This is a genomic window from Paenibacillus sp. IHB B 3415 (assembly GCF_000802655.2).
GTDB lineage: Bacteria > Bacillota > Bacilli > Paenibacillales > Paenibacillaceae > Paenibacillus_AQ > Paenibacillus_AQ phytohabitans.
The window spans coordinates 1-18,193 of the sequence record NZ_JUEI01000049.1 but is presented as its reverse complement, the minus strand read 5'-3'; the positions used below and the strand labels follow the sequence as shown (position 1 = coordinate 18,193).

Sequence of the window (18,193 nt, the reverse complement as noted above, 5' to 3'; positions counted from 1 at the left end):
CCGCATTCTCCCCTTTGATCCCCTCTAAGTCATTTCTTCAGCTGAAGGTTAATGCTGTCCACCGCTTTTTGCAGAGCCTGCTCCGGGCTTTGCTCCTTGTAGATCATTTTCTCAAACTGCCGGATAATCTCTTCATTAATACTCCACTGCTTCACATTTCTCGGCCAATAGGCTACAGAGTTGGCGGTATTGGCATAATCACTGCGGAATTTCAGTGCAGCATATGCCCCGCTCTCCACGACCTCCCGGGAACTCGGCACATGACCGGCTTCCGCCCACATCACTCCATGCTCCACCGCCCAGCGGGTAAAAATCATAGCAGCATTACGCTTCTCCGCACTCATCTCACTTTTGGCCGGAATAGCCAGCGTATGCGAATCTCCCCAGACCGCCGGATGATCGTAGATGACCGGAACCGGAACCACGCCCAGCTCCAGCTTCTCATCCTTCTCAAAAGCGCCGGTTCCCCACACTCCCGTAATCAGCATAGCGGCCTCCCCGTCATAGAACAGCTTGAAGGCATCATTAATATCCGGCGGAATCAGCTCCTGCTGATACAGGCTGTTCACGAACTCCAGTGCCTGAAGCGATTCCTTGTTGTTAAAGACAGCCTGCGTACCTTCCGGATTGTAAAAGACACCGCCGCCCTGCATCTGATTGTACAGGCTCCACCACAGCCACACGGAATCAATACGTGTGCTGGGCAGAGCCAGTGGAGCAACACCAGGCGGCAACTCCGCCTTCAACTGCTGCAGGAACTCCGTAAACCCCTGCTCTCCTTTGCCGATCAGCGGTTTGTCCCCGGCATCCAGCAGCCCTGCTTCTTTTAAATACTTCTTATTGTAATAGAGCACTAACGTATGCGTATCCAGGGGTATAGCATAATGGGCACCGCCGTAGACCGTGGACTCAGCGATTTTGGCATTGAACTGGCCCCAGTCCAGCCCGGTATCCGCAGCGAGTCCGTCAAGCGGCTCAATATAACCGTTCTGCACGAATTGCGGCAGATTGGTCGCGTGAATAATGGCTAAATCCGGTGCATTACCGGACAGAATCGCCGTGCGCAGCCGGGAATAATAATCATCCAGCCGGGAGTTGATCTGATCGATCCGTATATCCCCGTGCTCCCGGTTGAACTGCTGCACAAGTTCGGTCATGAAAATGTTGTCCCCGCCGCTGAATGGAGTCCAATACTCCAGAGTTACCGGCTCAGCGGCAGCCTGTGGGGATTCCTCTGTCCCATCTGTACCGTAGCCGCCCGGCACCAGCAGCATAGCCAGCAGCACAATTGAAAGCGTAATCAGTTTGTTCCGTTTGAGTCCGCTATAGCGTCGCGTATCTCTCATATGGTTAAGCCCCCGTCTTGCTTGCATTCTATGAATCTGCCGGCTCATTCACTCTTCTGCCATATATCCATATAATCTATACCGAAGCTGTCTTGTCTGTCAAAAAGAATGATTTCGTTCGCACCGCTCTGCAATTGCAGCTCCAGCTCCATGAAGGATAATTGGTTTCGTTCCTGAGATTCCAGAGTCGATACGATCGTAGAATCCCCGTTCACCGCTACCTCCAGCTTCGCGTCCGGCGAAGCATTGAGGACAGCTAAGGAGACGGTGTAAGTACCGCTTCGCGGAACATGAATATTGCTGAAGTGCAGCGCTGCATCACTTCCGCTGAGGTTTGCCGCTGCCCCGCCCGAGGCATACGGGTTATCCTCCGCATCAGCATCCCCCTCCATCGCCTGGGCCTCACCTTCATACCGGGGAATCTCAATGGCCTTCAGTTCAGCTGCGGCTCCTTCCGGCAGCTCAAAGGCTACTGTATTCATCCCGGCTGTGAACGGTAAGCTCAGATAGGCGAATCCGGTTTGTCCCTCTTCGGAAGGCGGCAGCTGAAGCGTTGACGGCGGCCCAGCATTCACTGAAACCGCCACGGCGGCCGGTTCTCCACCCGGATTCACATAATGCACCAGCACCGGGGTATCGCTATTCACCGTGGACGGCAGGGACGGGAACTCCAGCCGGTTCCCGCTGCGGATGGTAGCTTCCGCCTGGAACACACCCGTTCCTGCAGGAACGTTAAGCGCAGCGCTTAATGGCAGCGGCTTACCGAAGACCGGCAGGCCGCCATCGTCCCAGCTGACCCGCTGGGCCCGTGCTTTGCGGTTGTTCCAGCCGTCCGCCGCCCCAGTAGTTGCGTGATAGACAATCCACTGCTCGCTGCCATCCGGCGACACCGTGAATGAATTATGCCCCGGCCCGTACACTCCGGCGGCTTCATCCATCGCCAGCAGCGGCTGCTCCGGTTTGGTCCAGTCTGCCGCCTCCAGCGGATTGCCGCCGGGCTTCAGGGCCAGCAGGCCCAGACTGTAATATGGAGTCCAGCTTCCCGCTCCAGAATATACGATGAAGACACGGCCGTCCTGATGAAGAACCGACTGGCCTTCATTGATATACGGCGGACCTCCGGCCTGCTCCCACGGAAACAGCGGCTCGCTCAGCAGCACCCTCGGTCCGCTGATCGTCAGCGGATCACTCATTGGTGCGATATAGGTGTTCTGCGCAGCGTTCACTTCGCCTTCCCAGCCGGACCAGACGAAATACAGTTCCCCGTCCACCTCCATCGCCAGCCCGTCGATCGCCCACTTATTACTGCTGTCCGTTACTTGGCCCTTGAAGGTATAATCGCCCAGCGGATCACCGCTGTCCCCCTGCAGCACATACATCCGGTGATTCTCATTCATTCCGTTATCCGCAGCAAAATAAATATACCAGCTGCCCCGGATATACTGGAGCTCGGGTGCCCAGAGATTCGCCGAATAAGCCGTCTCCGCCGGCGGATACCATACTACCTTCCGCTCAGCCTGACGGAAATCCAGGGTACGTGACTTCATCAGCATAATATCCGTTCCGTTATGGGTGAAGGTCATGTAATAATATCCATCCTTGTAGATCACGCTCGGATCAGGCGTATCGATCTTGGCCAGTGTATTCTTAAACGTTCCGCCATGCCCGTTATAGATTTCATCTGTCCCGCTATTATTGTGCTGCAGCACTAAATATGCACCTCCCGCCAGTATAAGTAACAGAACCGCCGCAAGGGAGTAGATTATTCTACGTGATTTCTTACCTGTCCATGCCTTCTGCGGATTAACAGGTTTCATTCTCATCCGCTTCCCTCCCATCACCCGTTATTTGACGCCTGCGCTCGTTATGGCTTTTACAAAAGACTTCTGGCCGACAATGAAGATAATCAGCACCGGGAGCGCCGCGATAGTGGTCATGGCCATTAATTTGCCGTAACTCTGGGTGTAGCTTCCGGTGGCCATCATGGCAATACCTGCAGTGATCGTCCGCATCTCCGGCGAGGTGGTCGCATACAGCGGCCAGACAAAGTCATTATAGATTCCCATGAAGGTGAAAATCCCCAGCGTCATCATAATCGACACTGCGGAAGGCAGCAGGATCCTGGCATACAGATTCCATTTGTTCACCCCGTCGATCCGGGCCGCCTCTTCGATTTCTTTCGGGAAGGAGACAAAGAACTGGTACAGCAGGAACACACCGAACGCCCCGGCTGTAGCCGGCAGAATCAGCGCCTGATACGTGTTAATCAGCCCCAGTGTATTGAACTCAATATACATCGGCAGAAAGGTCAGCACGCTGGGAATCATCAGCGAGGCAATGAACATGGACAGCAGGGTACGGCGCAGCGGCAGATCCGGCAGCCGGGACAGGGCAAACGCCGCCATCGAATCAATCAGCAGCACGATAGCTGTTCCCACAATCCCTACTGACAGGGAATTGATGATCCAGCGCAGAATCGGCGTATTCATCAGCTCCCCGCTCAGCCCCTGAACGAAATTATCAAGCGTAGGCTTCTGCGGGAAAAAGTTCATCCGCCCGGAGAGGGCTTCGAAGTCATTTTTGAATGCAGTGGACAGCATCCACACCAGCGGCAGCAGCACGAACAGTGCAATCAGAATGGCCAGCAGCAGCAGGCCGGTTTTTTGGGCTTTTCCCATTTATACCTTCTCCTTCCTGTTCGTAAGACGGAACTGCACGATGGACACCATCATGATCAGCAGCGCCATCAGAATCGCCATCGCGGAAGCTGAGCCGATATCCTTGCGCACGAATGCCTGGTCCAGCACATTGATCAGCAGCACCTTGGTGGTGTCTCCCGGCCCTCCGCGCGTCAGCAGAAACGGCTGGGCATAAATGTTGAAGGACGCGATCGTTGAGGTAATCATCACGAACAGCATCACCGGCCGGATCGAAGGCAGTGTAATCGACACGAACCTGCTCCAGGCGCCCGCCCCGTCAATAGCAGCAGCCTCGTAATAATCTTCAGGCACTTCGTTGAGCGCATTCACAAAAATAATCATATTGAACCCGATCGTCCACCAGAGCGTCGTGAGCACCAGCGCAATCCATACCCAAGGCGTAGCCGTCAGCCACGGGATCCCGGTCAAGCCCAGCTTTTGCAGCAGACTGTTAATGAATCCGGCATTGGTATCGAACATCATCAGCCAGATCACGGCCATAACCGAAGCCGACAAGGCATAAGGCAGGAAATAGAACGTCCGGAATAACCCCCGGAGCTTCGCCGGCAGCGCATTGACCAGCATCGCCATCCCCAGCCCCACAACGATCAGCAGCGGCACGGAGTACAGTACAAACTGGAAAGTCGTCCACAGCCCGCGGAAGAAGATACTGTTCTCATACGTCCCCGGGGTGAAAATCGTAATATAATTCCGCAGCCCCACAAAGGGATGCGCGTCAGACAGCAGCTCAAAGTCCTGCAGGCTGATCACAACACCATACAGAATCGGAAACAGCAGAAACAGTCCGAAGGCTGCAAGGTAGGGCAGAATGAACAGAAATGAGGTGAAGCGGGAAGTCCATGTGCTTTTCAAAAGAGATTCCTCCATTCCTTCGTATAAAGAAAAGCGGGAAGCTATTCCGCGCTCCCGCCTTTGCTTACCGAAAAGTTCACTTCATCATGAGTGCTATTTCATCGCCTGACGGGATTTGGCTACAGCATCGTCCATGGCCTGCTGCGGTGATTTTTTGCCGAGAATTGCATTGCTCAGCTCGCTCCACACCGGCTCAACGATGGTGCCCCAGTTCAGCACATTCGGTGCAAACTGTACGGAGGAGAAGCTCTGCGATACGGTACTCTGGAACTCCATAGCCTTGAATTCTGCACTGTCCATAACGGTTTTGGAAGCTACGGCCTGACCGGATTCAGCCCAGTCCAGCGAGTTGCCGGAGACATATTTCAGGAAATCACCGATGCCGGCCAGCGCATTGCTGTCTGTCACAGCCTTCGGAACCACAAAGCCGTGGGAGCCTGCATAAATAGCCTGCTTCGCTTTGCCGATCTGCGGCATTACGGCTACGCCATAGTTGAGTCCGGCTTCATCAAATTGCGATTTCATCCAGGGTCCGTTGAACTGAATTGCATTCTTGCCCTGCAGGAACAGCGTGTTCTCTCCATCCTGCTGCACATTGGCCGGGGAGATGCCCTTGTCGACCATATCGCGCAGCCACTGCACCATTTCTACCGCTTCCGGAGAATTGTAAGCTACGTCCGTTCCGTTCCACAGCTCTCCGCCATTCTGCCAGACAAGCGACGGGAAGATGAACTGCTGCGGCCAAAGGGTAGGAACTACATATCCGTAGACTCCCTTGGATTTATCCGTCAGCTTCTCTACGGCAGCGTCGAATTCAGCACGGTTTGTTGGCGGTGCGGTGACCCCTGCTTTCTCGAACAGATCCTTGTTGTAATACATCACTACCGGGTGAATGTCGAGCGGAATGGTGTACAGCTTGCTGTCGATGGTAGCGTATTTCACCGGGGCTTCGGCAAAATCAGCAGAATTAATTCCGGCAGTTGCCGCCAGCTCATCCACAGCCTGCAGCTGATCCTTGCTCTGGTAGGTAGGCACCTGATCCACGTGCATAATCATCAGGTCCGGCCGTTCCTTACCGGTGCTGAGCGCTACATCCAGCTGCTTGTAATACTCACCATTGGGCTGGATCACGAAGTTCACTTTGTATTTATCCTGGGAGCTGTTGTATTTATCTACGATTTTCTTCATGAACGGGCCATCCGAGCCGGAGAACGGTGACCAGAACAGTAGCTCTGTCTTCTTGCCGCCGCTGCTGCCTTCTCCCTGCGTCTCCTTGCCTTTGTTGCCGGCGTTTGCGCTATTGTTCTTCGCATTGTTCCCGCCGCAGGCGGCTACTACCATTGCCAGCATCATAACCATCAGTAATAGTGATGTTACTTTTTGCATGGATCGTTTCATCTGTGTACTCCCCTTTTACCCGGTAATTCAAAGCTGGCTGCGCTTTGATGTCTTTATGTTACCGCTCCGGGGGATCGCAAAAAATGTCCTCAGTCTAGGATCAATGGACATATTTACAGATTGGCGGGTATGCTGCCGGGGTCTAACGTATGACTTCAACGCTCATTGGGTCAGAATCCAACGGCGGCTCCCAGCGGAACAAAATCGCCCTGAGGGCGAATCAAGCAGTGACACATTGTATTCGGTTTTTCGCATACATTGGACTCAGTTACCTTCGCTGCGACACATTGTATTCGGTTTTTCACATACATTGGGCTCGGTTACCTTCGCAGTGAAACATTGTATTCGGTTTTTCACATACATTGGGCTCAGTTACCCTCGCAGCGACACATTGTATTCGGTTTTTCACATACATTGGGCTCAGTTACATTCGCAGCGACACATTGTATTCGGTTTTTCGCATACATTGGGCTCGGTTACCCTCGCTGCGACACATTGCTTTTACAGCTCATTTCCTCCATAACTCACTTCGAGAGTCTCATCAATACATCGCATAATTTTCCGGCATAATTTCCTAACGCAAAAAAACGACTGATCAGCTACCTCCTAATACATCAAAAAAAGCTGCCCCACCGGCATAATCACCGGGGAACAGCTGATATTGAAGAAGCAGACCGCAAAGGGCTCTGCTATTTATTAAGTGCACTGGACTTTATGCTCCTCACTCTATCACGAAGGGTTCGATGCGACTGAACAAAAAACGCTCACCCTGCAGATATTCTCTCAGGTAAGCTAGTGCATACGGCTGTTCTTCCCGCAGACCGGGGAGTTCATCCGGATTTGGGATGTGATGGCTGTAATTTCCGATCAAGATCATAACGAAGAAGCATTCCAGCTTCCGTTCATAATCCGGCTCCAGCTCCCGGACACTGCTATAGCCCTGAACCAGGCTGCCGCGCTGCGCCGGGGATAGCTCCAGCAGTGCGGCGGCCATATCATAGAGGAAATATCCATATCCGCAGCGGCCGATAATAAACAGCTGAAATTCATTTTTTGCACAAAAAAAGAAAGAGTCCTGTTCGACTCCTTCTCTCATTTCAATATGAGCGCTGCTCATATCTGTTTGCTTCCATATACAATCTTCTTGATGCTGTCACCCGACAGGCAAAATTGCTCGGCAAGCTCGGTTACGCTTAAGCCCCTGGCATAATGGTCACGAATGGACTGGTTCCGGGCCGTTAGATAGGTTCTGCCGCCTGAGTTCTCCCCCCACCGTTTCCGTTGTCCCTCGGGCTTGGGGATGTAGAGCATCCCGCCTTGCATATATTTCTGTACTTCCTGCAGCAGCTGCTGCGGTAATACCAGATCTGCATTTACATATTTCATATAGCTCCGCTCCTTTAAAGTAGTGAACTTGTAAAGGCAGCAAAGTCTATAGAACAGACCATTTTATGCGGCAAATCGTTGCAGCGGAGACTTGCTATCAGCTCTACACAACAACCACTGCCATGTCGTCCATAGACTTTGCGTAGAGCTGAGCATTAATCTTCTCATGAAGCGTCCTCCTTCCATTATCTGACTTGGGTTATAATTAATATAGCATACTGAAACTGCGATTTCCCGCTAAAAGTTCCATTTCTAGATAAACAACTAGAGGTGCCTCGGTCAGCCGTTGAATGGCTGAAAGGACACCTCTGGGGGATTAATCCGTTTTAGTTTTTAAATATTCATCTAAGTAAGATTGGGCAAATTCGTCCGTAGGATGTAGTCCTAAATTTTCATGCTTCCAGATTGTAAATTGTTGAGCAGGGGAGAACAAAACTTCATCATAACCATAATCAATATTAAATTTTCCTGATTGATCCAAATACATCGTCAGATTTGTCCAAGGTTGATCAAGAGTACTTCTGGACTCCTTATTTAATTCAACGAAATAATCTCGTAACTCCCCGTGCAACCGGTCATATATACGTTCATCTACTCCATAAATTTCTGGGATGTTATGACTATATATCAATTCATTTTTTGTAGCAGATTCGAAGTAAAAATAAATGATAATCGAACCCGGCAATATCTCAGCATAGAGATGAATTTCGTCCCACTCATCAGGAATGATTCCTACAAGCTTATTACCTATAAGCTGAAATAATTCTTCAATTTTTCCCACAGTTACCTTAGCCTCCACTCCAAATTCAACGCTACAACCCAGCTTACACCATAATTCACTATTTGCAGAGACATCGTGTTGAGGAATTTGAGTTGTGCCGTCTGCCTGAGCATAACGGACTGAGCAGCGCTTATTTATGCCAAAAGCCTCTTTTACGCAAGCTAACGGACACCAGTGCACTTAAATGCGGCTATTCACCTCCATATTGCCTGCCGGAGGGACAATAAGCGCGGTACGGTCCGTAAGCGCGGCGAAATGTATCCCTTTCAGGAATATAAGGGCTGTACGGTCCGTAAGGAACGGGAGAGCTACCAGATAATTGTTCCGGCGAAGCTGAGCCCGGTGATGGCCACAATCCGAAGAGTTAGTTATCTGCCAACAAAAAAAAGGGACCCCGCCAACGTCCGGCGGGGTCTAAGTTATATTAAAGGGGGGTTATGTGATTAATATATACCCCGAAGCTTAAAATCAGATGAAGCGCGGGTAAAAATCTGCTGAAACCGGCTTAGATTTTGAACTTCTCTACCAGGACCTGCATCTCCTTGGCACTCTGCGTATTCTCATCAGCCATGGTGGCCTCATGGAAGGTCTTCTCTACAATATCCGCCGTCTTCTCGGCGATATCCTGCACACCGATAGCGCCTTCGTTCACAGTAGCCGCCACTTCATTAACGGCGATGGCGATGCTGGACACCGTTTCGTTCAGATGGTCCGCTGCCTCCTCGAACTGGTTCATCAGCTCATTAATCGTTGAAGCATCGCTGTTATACTGCTGGCTGACCTCGGTCAGCCGCTCATAATCGCCCAGCACATTCTGATCAATGAACGTCAGCATGGCTTCGGAATGTTCAATCATCTGCTCTACGGAGTTGTAGACATTCTTGACAACGCCCTGGATGCCTGCCGCAGTCTCAGAGGACTTCTCGGCCAGCTTGCGGATTTCACCCGCTACAACGGCGAATCCGCGCCCGGCATCGCCCGCCCGTGCAGCTTCAATCGCCGCATTGAGCGCCAGCAGATTGGTCTGGCTTGTAATGGAGAGAATCGTATCCGCCAGCACATTGATCTCGTTGATGGCTCCCGATTGCTCTATAGCTTTCTGCATCTCACCACGGACCGAGCCGTAGATCTGTTTGGCATTCTCGGTGGACGTGACCGCATCATGCTGAAGCGCCAATGCACGTTCCGTAATCTGACCGGATACACCGGAGCCTTCTTTTACCCGGGTGGAGATCATTCTGACATTGTTCTCAATCTCATGAATCGCTGCCGTCATCTCCTGGGTAGATGCTGCCGTTTCTTCCATACCTGCGGACAACTGCTCCGTAGTGGCTGAATTATCATGCGCATTCTCTCTGACGTCGATGGACAGCTTCTCCAGCGTCTCCGCATTGTCCAGCACTTTCGAGGAAATCGAGATCAGGCTTCCGGCCATTTCACGCAGCACTGCACGGGTATGGAACATCGCCTTGGCAATGGTGCCTGTCTCATCTTTATTTTTGGTTAAATATTCATACTGGTTGTCGTATTTCAGATCCAGCTCTGCCGTGCGGTTAATCAGCTGAGTAAGCTTGATAATCGGTGAGGAGATACGGGTAGCTACAGTAACCCCAATCAACAGTGTAAGCAGCAGACTTCCCAGTCCGAGCAATAAAATGTAGTTCGTCATTTCGTCCACAGGCAGCATGATCTCCTCCAGATCTCCGGTCAGCACCAGGGTCCAGTGGGTCTCCGGAAGAACGGTGAAAGCCGCTTTTTTCTCAGCGCCCTCATACGTGTACTGCACCGTTCCATCCGGTACGGTCTCGCCCACCTTCACACGCTCCACAACAGCTTTAATTGATTCATTCTCAATCACTGAACCAATCTTCGTTTCATCCGGATGGTAGAGGATATTGCCGGTTTCGTCCACCAGATAGGCGTAAGATGAAGGCGCATTAGTCACCTTGGCATCGGCCAAATATTTAATAATACTGTTAGCATTAACCGCCGAAGCGACGAAACCGATCATCTTGCCCCCGCTCTTTACAGGATGAACAAAGGCCAATACATAAGCTCCGGTGGATTTAGATTTCAAGGTCTCACTGACGACAGCTTCACCTGTCTTGAATACATTCTTCGTGTAGTTTCTTTCGCTGAAATCGGTGCCGACCAGCTTGGTGTCACTGTCAGCTACCGCAATTCCCTTCATATCAGCCACAAACATATGCTCCAGGTTGCCAGCATCTTTGACTAAACCCTGAAGCTTCACATTCACTTCATTCTGCAGTGCATCTCCGGTAGTAAGTTCGCCGTTTCCGGCCTGAAGCAGCAGTTCCGCGATCTCGCTTTCACCTGCAACGAGCTGCATGCTGCGCTTCTCTTTATCGATCATTGCCGCAATAGTCTGCGCTTTGTTAGTGTTCACCTGTGCCATAGAAGATTCAGTCAGATTCATGATGGTGCCAGTGGACTTGGTGTACGTAAAAATCCCCATTAATGCTGTAGAAATTAGTGTAACGACAATCATCATAACCGATAGCTTCATACGAATCTTCATAGTTTTCTACACCCTTCCGCCTCTATCTAATCCACTAGTACCTGAACAGCTAAAAACTGTAACATTTATTACAATTACTATCGGATTTCCCACAGAAATAATTAATATTTTTAGACGAATTTTCGGAAATAATATCGCATTTTGTCGAATCATAGTGAAATATAACTATTTTTATTTATATTCAGCCTGAAAAACCCGCAATTCCCCAGCCGCAGACAGCGGCACTCAAAATGGGGGGAAATGCGGGATTGCCGGGATATTCTATAACGAAATGCGGCTCTCGGCCGGTGTGGCTTTAGGTCCTCCTGAAGTAGGAGCTTCCGGCTGGTGCAGACGTTTCGCTTGGCTGCGGATGAACATGCCGGAGCAGGCAGCCAGAATCTGCTGGAACAGCATGCCGGAAATCACAGGCAGGGCGACGGCCGGCGGAAAGTATTTCACTGCCAGTACCGCACCTGCACTCAGATTGCGCATACCGGAGTTGAACTGAACGGCGACGGCATTCTCATAATCCCAGCGGAAGCTGCGTGAGACTACAGCACCGATGATATAGCCCAATACGACGGTCACGAAAGTAACGGCAATAATCAGGACCAGCTTGCCATCCGGATGCTTCAGATAACGGGCAATACTGGCACCATTAATCGAAACCACGATGAACAGGCCAACTTTGACAAATGGTGCCAGCGGCGGACCGCAAACTGCAGTAACCTTGCCTTTGCTGAACTGATTGAGCAGCATCCCCGCTACGGATGGCAGCACCACCATGTAGAGCAGGCCCCGCATCATCTCCCCGATCTCAATCTGCACGCTCGCCCCCATCAGCAGATACAGCGTGCCGGGTACAACCAGCGGCGAGAGCAGTGTATCGATCAGGATCAGAGCCAGCGTAAGAGCAACATTCCCGCCATGCATCGACACCCAGACCACACTGACCACACCGGTCGGAATGGCAAACAGCAGCACATACCCTGTAACTGTATACGGATCTCCCGGGAAAAAGGCCATCGCTGCCAGCCAGCCGATCAGCGGCATCACCACATGCAGAATAATCAGCAGGATGATCAGCTTCTGCGGTTTAGCCAACACTGCCAGCAAGTCACGGAAATTAGATTTCAGACTGCCGATCAGCGTCATAAAAGCAAAGATCCACGGCACCAGCCAGGTAAAAGGCAGCAGCGCCGCCTCATTAAGCACACCAACGGCAATGGCTGCCGGAGTGAGCAGCGGCATTATTTTCTCAAGCACAACATTGGAAGATATCAGTCCGCGTCTTATTGCACCAAGCATGTTATATCCCTTTATGTATGGCGGGCCACACATTCCTTCTCTGCAGATTTCTTGGTCTTGGTTAACACCTCTAATGAAATCATAACAGAACCAAGCCGTCCGGCAGGGCGAAAAATTGGCATTTTGCGGAATTTCCTACGCCATGCTGTTGGCGATCCCCACTACAATCCAGGACAGAATCAATATTACATTCCCCCACAGCAGCAGCTTCTTGGGAGCCGTGAATCCTTTCCACTCCCCATCCTTAAGTCCCCAGGCATTGCTGATGATCAGCGACAATCCGTTGAAGGCAAGCCAGCCCACGACAGAGCCTAGCGGACCGAGTAATGCGGTTGCCTTGGCGTAGACACCGAGTGCCAGGAACCAGACTGCAGCGGTTAACAGCGCCTTGCCGTAGGCCGGGCCTGCACCTTTGGCGAAATAATCCTTATAGGTCCGGTTCTTGATTAACAGGATAAAAGCATACGCGAAGTTAGCGATGAAGCCGCCGGACAGCGTAATTACCCAGGAAATAAGATTGGCGCTAATCCTGGCTGTTCCATCGGCAACGGCAATATCTGCCGCCTGACTCGCATAGGAGAAGCCGACATTCATCGCAGCAGAGCCTAGTCCGGCAGCTGAAGCGATAATCAGGCCTTTGGTCAGATGGCTGCCGGAGCTTGTCCCTTGGCTGGAAGCGGTGATGATCTTTTCTTTAAGCAAGCCCGCTTTGGTGATCACGGCAACGCCAGCCAGCATAATTGCTGTGCCGGTCAGCAGTACCGTAAATGAGCCAGCCGCCGGGATATTGCCAAAGATAAACAGCGGAATCAGCGAACCCAGCGATGCCGATATCCCCATGTTAACACCATAGGTCAGCGAGACACCGATGGAATCAATGGCTTTGCCGAACATAATCGAGCTGATGCCCCACAGAAAGCCGCAGATGGAGGCCGTCCACAGCACATCAGCAGGCGTCTGCCGGATATAGCTGAAGAAGTTGGGCACTTCAATCCAAGTCCAGACCACCGGAATAATTAAAATGCCTACCAGCGAGAAAATCGTCCAGAACGCTTCCCAGGAGAACGGCTGGTATTTCTTCATCCCCAGCCCGAAGCTGCCTTGGAAGCAGCAGGCCAGCAGCAATAGTAAAAAACCGTAAATCATGATGAAATCCTCCCAATCCAGATGTGTTATCTCTATTTCTATAGTAATGAAGCAGAAGGTTTCTGCATTGTTATACAGTTCATGCTGATGATTATACATGAAAGTTTTCATTCATAGTTGAAATAAAGTCAGAAATACCTGTCATTCAAAGTCATTCCCAGCAAAAAGCAGGACCACAGCGGTTGGGCTGCAATCCTGCCTGATAGAATACGCAATAATAATATCCGCTCATAATCTCTTCTGCTGCAGCGTCCGGACTATACCCCTTGCGGGAAAAGCGCATCCAGCGCCGGGCAAGGCCGCTTCTCCAGATACTTTTCGAGCGGTGCAGGCATATTGCTGTACAGATCCTTCAGCGAGGTGCCGCTGTAAATATTGCCGATAATAACCGGGTGGCAAAGCTCAGAGATCAGAATATCGCCATTGCCGTGCAGGTGAAGCTGCTTCATGCCCTCAATGCAGTGCGGGAAGTAGACACCCGGCTGTTCCTCGAAGCCCATAGCCTCCATGAACCGGTCCATACATGTGAAATAGAGGGTTGTATCCGCTGGTTTACGGGCAATCAGCTCGTTCACGGCATTCTTCAGCTGTTCCCGGGCCGCGATCGCTTTCCAGCCGGTATGGCCCATAATAATGCTGTTCTGGATCTCATGCGTTCTTACGCCCATGGAATAGACATGATCGCTGATCTCGCGCATATTGTCCTGCGTTTCGTTGAAGAGCAGCGTTTCCAGCACCACATTTACATTTGTTTTGGCGAACATGGTGATGTTCTCTCTGATTTTGTTATAAACGCTTGTGTGGATATTGTAGTAAGCAGAGAATGCTTCGGCAGTAGTGAAATTGAAGGATATATGTATCGTAGTCAGGCCTGCATCCACCAGTTGCCCGATCCGCTCTTCATTCAGCAGGCTGCCGTTAGAGTTCAACTGGGTCTGAATCCCGCGGGAGGTGCAGTAAGCCACAATATCCACGCAGTCCTGGAACTTCAGCGTCACCTCACCGCCCGAGAGGCGCACACGCTTCAGATTCGGCAGCTCCTCCAGAATGCGGATAACCTCCTTGCCGTTAATGCTCTGTCCATCATTTCTATTGTAAGCGCAGCAGTAATCGCAGCGGAAATTGCAGTTCGAGGTAACCCCGACTTCCAGACCCTCCAGCTCATAAGTCATCGGTTTATCCAGTTCCAGTGCTTTGTATTTCGTACTCATGCTCTATAGTCCTCCTATATTTAGAATCGTCAATTTAAAGGTCAACCTTTAAAATTATACAGGTTTACCCGTCAGGTTAATGTGACATTTGATATCGCCAGCCCGAATATACAAGATGCTGCATAACAAGCAGGAACCTGAGGAGGACTCATATAATGAAAGATATACAATCATATATTCATCAAAAAGACTGCCGCATGGTCAATATCACCATACGGCAGTCTCTCTTCAGCCAGATTTAATTATAGCTATCATTGCATGAATACTTGCAGCACCTGCTGCTACCATTCTACCGATTCGCCCATTCTGCTGAACACCGGCTGGCCAATGAGACCCAGACGCCAGATGGCAATTCCTTTGAGGCCGTAACGTTTGGCCAGGCCAATCTTCGCGTTGACGGAGGAATCATTCTCGCTGAATACTGAAATGCCGAGAATCAGCTTGTCTTTGCTGACCTGCTGCAGGGCTAGCCGGATACCTTCATCCACTTTGTCCATCGGCTCCGGCCCCTTCTCGCCCTCGTAGGCATAGGCCATAATGACCAGATCGTCAGCGAGCGAAGCCAGAGTCTTGTAATCATAACCTTTGTAGGAGCTGTTGAGCGGATGCAGAATCACCGTCAGCTTCAGACTGGCAGCGCGTGCGGCCACGGAGAGATTTTTGACAAAAGCATTATACTGGCTCTGCACAAGCGCCTTATCTCCGGTCAAGCCCAGTCCTTCCAGATCCAGTCCGATGCCCTGAAATCCCTTCTGCGAGGCAAGGTCCACGATGCTGGCGATGGTCTGCTGCTGCAGCTGCGGGTCCGCCAGATTCTTGCTCAGTTCCAGAGCTGAGTCACTGGAGTAAACCATCAGGTAGGGGGCTGTACCTCCCGCTGCTGCATTCTGGACAATGGATTCGGGCGTTACCTCTCCTGCTGCCTCCGGCCACCAGAAATCCTTACCGGTTGTCGTGAATTGTCCGGTAGGGTCAATCCGGCTCCAGCCAAAGGCTACCGCATCAAAGCTTGGAATCAGCGACACTTCGCTGTAGGCCTTCTGAGCATAGAATCCTAAAGTGTACATATCCCGCTTGGGCGATGTAATGGATACGGTCTTGGAAGCCTGATTCCAGGAAGCAACCGCTCCAAACTGCTGGCTGAAGAACTTGAGCGGAATCATCGTCGTCCCGCGGATATTCTGCGGCGCTACATCAAGCTTCACTACGGTTCCGTTCACGGATGCATTTTTACTGCCCAGGGTCAGGATAACTTTTGCCGGAGCTGCTTCAGCAGCAGACTTCTGTGTCGCGGTAATCTGGCGGGCCGCCTGGTTCCATTCCACCCCAATGCCCAGTGCCTCAGAAATCGCACGGAAGGGTACCATTGTCGTTCCGCTTATGACTACCGGTTCTACCGGAAAGGGCAGCGGATAGCCGTCCAGCAGAATACTGACACCGCCTGGTGCCGCCTGTGCAGCACTTACAGGAAGAGCCGTGTAGCTCCCCAGTGAGATCGCTGCGCATAATACTATTTTAGCCAGATGCTTCATTAATTAGTTCCCCATTCTCATATAGATAGATTATGAATCTCTCAATCTTACATCCCCTACCATTTTACCAAACTAGATAATTATAGCAAATTAAGAGATTGTAACTATTGGGAAATTCAATTGTCTGCTATTGAAGTAGGGTGGCTGAAGCATAATTCGGTTCCACTCACATAAACGCATTCAAAAAGACGCCAACCGCCCGTTCAGCCTCCACATCCACCGCCACTTCGATGAAATGTCCAACCTTGGGCTGCGGCCGCAAATCTGCCACGACCATGCCGGAGGTGAATTCTCCCTGATGCTCCACACGGACCTTCATCCGGCGCGTAGTCACCAGATCTGGCTGCACTGCGGCCATGAGGGCCAGCGGATCATGCAGCGGCGCACTATTGATCAGATAATTGGCTTCCCGGTAAAATTCGAAATAGTATTCGAGTGACTCTTCCATGAAGTCTATGATGGACTTGTTCTCTTCGCGCCCATGGCGCTTCAGCAGCTCAAGATGCTCTGATGTGATCCGTGTCTGCAGTGTAACGTCCAGCCCGATCATCAGCACAGGCAGGCCAGAGGTGAATACACGGTCAGCTGCTTCCGGGTCGCCCCACAGATTCGCTTCGGCCACCGGAGTCACATTGCCCGGCTTAAAGACCGTGCCGCCCATGACCACTACCTTCTTCAGCTTGGAGGTCAACTGCGGGTCCAAATCCAGCGCGAGCGACAGATTGGTCAGCCGTCCGAGCGTTACCAGTACAATCTCACCCGGGTTCTCATCCGCCATCCGCGCTATGAACTCCGCCGCTGTCTCCTGCACCGGCACTTGCCGGGAAGGGGGAAGCTGAACGCCGCCAATCCCATTTTCCCCATGCACATGGGTTGAGAAGCCTGTCAGTTCGCGCACCAGTGCCTTGGACGCTCCAAGCGCTACCGGGATGTCGTATCCGGGATCTGCGAGTGCAAGCAGCCGCAAGGTATTATCCGCCGCCTGCTGCACATCAATATTGCCAAACACCGTCGTTATCCCCTCAACCACCACTTCCGGTGTGCGGAGGGCATAAAGAATAGCCAAAGCATCGTCTATTCCTGTATCACAATCAATAATCATCCGGGTTGTATTGCTGCTACTCATCTCTATCTCTCCCACTCTCTATATATACTTACTCTATCAGCCGTACTGCCCATCTTATCACGGCTCTGCGGTCTGCTCAATAAGCGGTTGTGGTTAATGCGCATGCCGGGAAGGAGGGGAAGACCGACTTGATTTGCGTGGAAGATGGAGCTTGCTTGTTGATTGAGGAGGAGCCGGGGGATAGAAGCGGCGGTGGTACGGATTGATTGGTGGCAGCACAGTTGATGCGCGGGTGGTGCGGATTGATATGCCGGTAGTACGGTATATGTCGGCAGTATCTTTCTCTATAGGGGGAAATGTATTCGGTTTTTCGCATACATTCGGCTCGTTAACCCTATCTGCGGGCTCATTGTATTCGATTTTTCGCATACATTCGGCTCGTTAACCCTATCAACGGCGCATTCTATTCGGTTTTTCGCACACATTCGGCTCGTTAACCCTATCTGCGGCTCATTGTATTCGGTTTTTCGCATGCATTCGGCTCGTTAAACCTATCAACGGCGCATTGTATTCGGTTTTTCGCACACATTCGGTTCTTTAAGACTATATGCGGCTCATTCTATTCGGTTCTCCGTATACATTCATATATTCGTAACGTTCGATGAGGTGAATGGAGCCGTTTATCGATACATTTAATTTCACAACGAACGTTGCTCCAAGGACAACCTGCTCAGAATGAGTCCAACACAGTATCTGTAAGCTTGGAGAGCGCGCGTACTAGAGGCGTTAGCGATGAACGTCTAGTTGCAGGGTTTCCGGTAGGACCGCTGCCTCGAAACACGGATTGTTGTACAATATGCAGGATTTCCGCCAGATGAGGGCCTTAGAGGCACGGATTGTTGTATTCTGTGCAAGATTTCCGCCAG

The 18,193-nt window shown here is 51.3% G+C and carries 14 protein-coding genes; all 14 read right to left on the bottom strand.

Annotation, left to right across the window (positions count from 1 at the left end):
• Positions 1 to 29: 29 nt before the first annotated feature.
• Positions 30 to 1,346 (bottom strand): ABC transporter substrate-binding protein, encoded by a 1,317-nt coding sequence (locus QW71_RS21010; RefSeq protein ID WP_039303181.1) that lies wholly within the window; start codon positions 1,344 to 1,346, stop codon positions 30 to 32.
• A 44-nt stretch (positions 1,347 to 1,390) separates the two neighbouring features.
• Positions 1,391 to 3,169, bottom strand: a complete 1,779-nt coding sequence (locus QW71_RS21005) for a family 43 glycosylhydrolase (RefSeq protein ID WP_235441515.1) — start codon at positions 3,167 to 3,169, stop codon at positions 1,391 to 1,393.
• A gap of 21 nt (positions 3,170 to 3,190) precedes the next feature.
• A complete protein-coding gene (locus QW71_RS21000) occupies positions 3,191 to 4,024 on the bottom strand; it encodes a carbohydrate ABC transporter permease (RefSeq protein ID WP_039303178.1) in 834 nt (277 codons plus the stop codon).
• Positions 4,025 to 4,918: a carbohydrate ABC transporter permease gene (locus QW71_RS20995; RefSeq protein ID WP_039303173.1), complete on the bottom strand. Its 894-nt coding sequence runs from the start codon at positions 4,916 to 4,918 to the stop codon at positions 4,025 to 4,027.
• Between the two features lie 93 nt (positions 4,919 to 5,011).
• Positions 5,012 to 6,316 (bottom strand): ABC transporter substrate-binding protein, encoded by a 1,305-nt coding sequence (locus QW71_RS20990; protein ID WP_039303170.1) that lies wholly within the window; start codon positions 6,314 to 6,316, stop codon positions 5,012 to 5,014.
• 721 nt (positions 6,317 to 7,037) lie between these two features.
• On the bottom strand, positions 7,038 to 7,433 hold the full coding sequence (locus tag QW71_RS20985; protein WP_039303167.1) for a hypothetical protein: 396 nt from the start codon (positions 7,431 to 7,433) through the stop codon (positions 7,038 to 7,040).
• Positions 7,430 to 7,702 carry a CD3324 family protein gene (locus QW71_RS20980; protein ID WP_039303164.1) on the bottom strand — a complete coding sequence of 91 codons (273 nt, stop codon included), beginning with the start codon at positions 7,700 to 7,702 and terminating at the stop codon, positions 7,430 to 7,432. The genes QW71_RS20985 and QW71_RS20980 overlap by 4 nt, the downstream gene beginning before the upstream one ends.
• A 316-nt stretch (positions 7,703 to 8,018) precedes the next feature.
• Entirely contained in the window at positions 8,019 to 8,663 is a 645-nt protein-coding gene (locus QW71_RS20975; protein ID WP_083442645.1) for an immunity protein YezG family protein, read from the bottom strand.
• A gap of 325 nt (positions 8,664 to 8,988) precedes the next feature.
• Entirely contained in the window at positions 8,989 to 11,022 is a 2,034-nt protein-coding gene (locus tag QW71_RS20970) for a methyl-accepting chemotaxis protein (protein ID WP_039303161.1), read from the bottom strand.
• A gap of 261 nt (positions 11,023 to 11,283) precedes the next feature.
• A complete protein-coding gene (locus tag QW71_RS20965; protein ID WP_047013889.1) occupies positions 11,284 to 12,312 on the bottom strand; it encodes a bile acid:sodium symporter family protein in 1,029 nt (342 codons plus the stop codon).
• A gap of 135 nt (positions 12,313 to 12,447) precedes the next feature.
• Positions 12,448 to 13,458 (bottom strand): L-rhamnose/proton symporter RhaT, encoded by a 1,011-nt coding sequence (locus QW71_RS20960; RefSeq protein ID WP_039303219.1) that lies wholly within the window; start codon positions 13,456 to 13,458, stop codon positions 12,448 to 12,450.
• Between the two features lie 257 nt (positions 13,459 to 13,715).
• Positions 13,716 to 14,669 carry a radical SAM protein gene (locus QW71_RS20955; protein WP_039303158.1) on the bottom strand — a complete coding sequence of 318 codons (954 nt, stop codon included), beginning with the start codon at positions 14,667 to 14,669 and terminating at the stop codon, positions 13,716 to 13,718.
• A gap of 281 nt (positions 14,670 to 14,950) precedes the next feature.
• Positions 14,951 to 16,201: a stalk domain-containing protein gene (locus QW71_RS20950; RefSeq protein WP_039303155.1), complete on the bottom strand. Its 1,251-nt coding sequence runs from the start codon at positions 16,199 to 16,201 to the stop codon at positions 14,951 to 14,953.
• A 166-nt stretch (positions 16,202 to 16,367) separates the two neighbouring features.
• Positions 16,368 to 17,327, bottom strand: a complete 960-nt coding sequence (locus QW71_RS20945; RefSeq protein ID WP_039303152.1) for a nucleoside hydrolase — start codon at positions 17,325 to 17,327, stop codon at positions 16,368 to 16,370.
• Positions 17,328 to 18,193: the final 866 nt, after the last annotated feature.

Bases quoted from the DNA above. Each gene is read 5' to 3' on its own strand.
- QW71_RS20985 (WP_039303167.1), bottom strand. From the start codon at position 7,433: ATGAGCAGCGCTCATATTGAAATGAGAGAAGGAGTCGAACAGGACTCT.
- QW71_RS20960 (WP_039303219.1), bottom strand. From the start codon at position 13,458: ATGATTTACGGTTTTTTACTATTGCTGCTGGCCTGCTGCTTCCAAGGC.
- QW71_RS21000 (WP_039303178.1), bottom strand. From the start codon at position 4,024: ATGGGAAAAGCCCAAAAAACCGGCCTGCTGCTGCTGGCCATTCTGATT.
- QW71_RS20970 (WP_039303161.1), bottom strand. From the start codon at position 11,022: ATGAAGATTCGTATGAAGCTATCGGTTATGATGATTGTCGTTACACTA.
- QW71_RS20990 (WP_039303170.1), bottom strand. From the start codon at position 6,316: ATGAAACGATCCATGCAAAAAGTAACATCACTATTACTGATGGTTATG.
- QW71_RS20955 (WP_039303158.1), bottom strand. From the start codon at position 14,669: ATGAGTACGAAATACAAAGCACTGGAACTGGATAAACCGATGACTTAT.
- QW71_RS20980 (WP_039303164.1), bottom strand. From the start codon at position 7,702: ATGAAATATGTAAATGCAGATCTGGTATTACCGCAGCAGCTGCTGCAG.
- QW71_RS20945 (WP_039303152.1), bottom strand. From the start codon at position 17,327: ATGAGTAGCAGCAATACAACCCGGATGATTATTGATTGTGATACAGGA.
- QW71_RS21005 (WP_235441515.1), bottom strand. From the start codon at position 3,169: ATGAGAATGAAACCTGTTAATCCGCAGAAGGCATGGACAGGTAAGAAA.
- QW71_RS20950 (WP_039303155.1), bottom strand. From the start codon at position 16,201: ATGAAGCATCTGGCTAAAATAGTATTATGCGCAGCGATCTCACTGGGG.
- QW71_RS21010 (WP_039303181.1), bottom strand. From the start codon at position 1,346: ATGAGAGATACGCGACGCTATAGCGGACTCAAACGGAACAAACTGATT.
- QW71_RS20965 (WP_047013889.1), bottom strand. From the start codon at position 12,312: ATGCTTGGTGCAATAAGACGCGGACTGATATCTTCCAATGTTGTGCTT.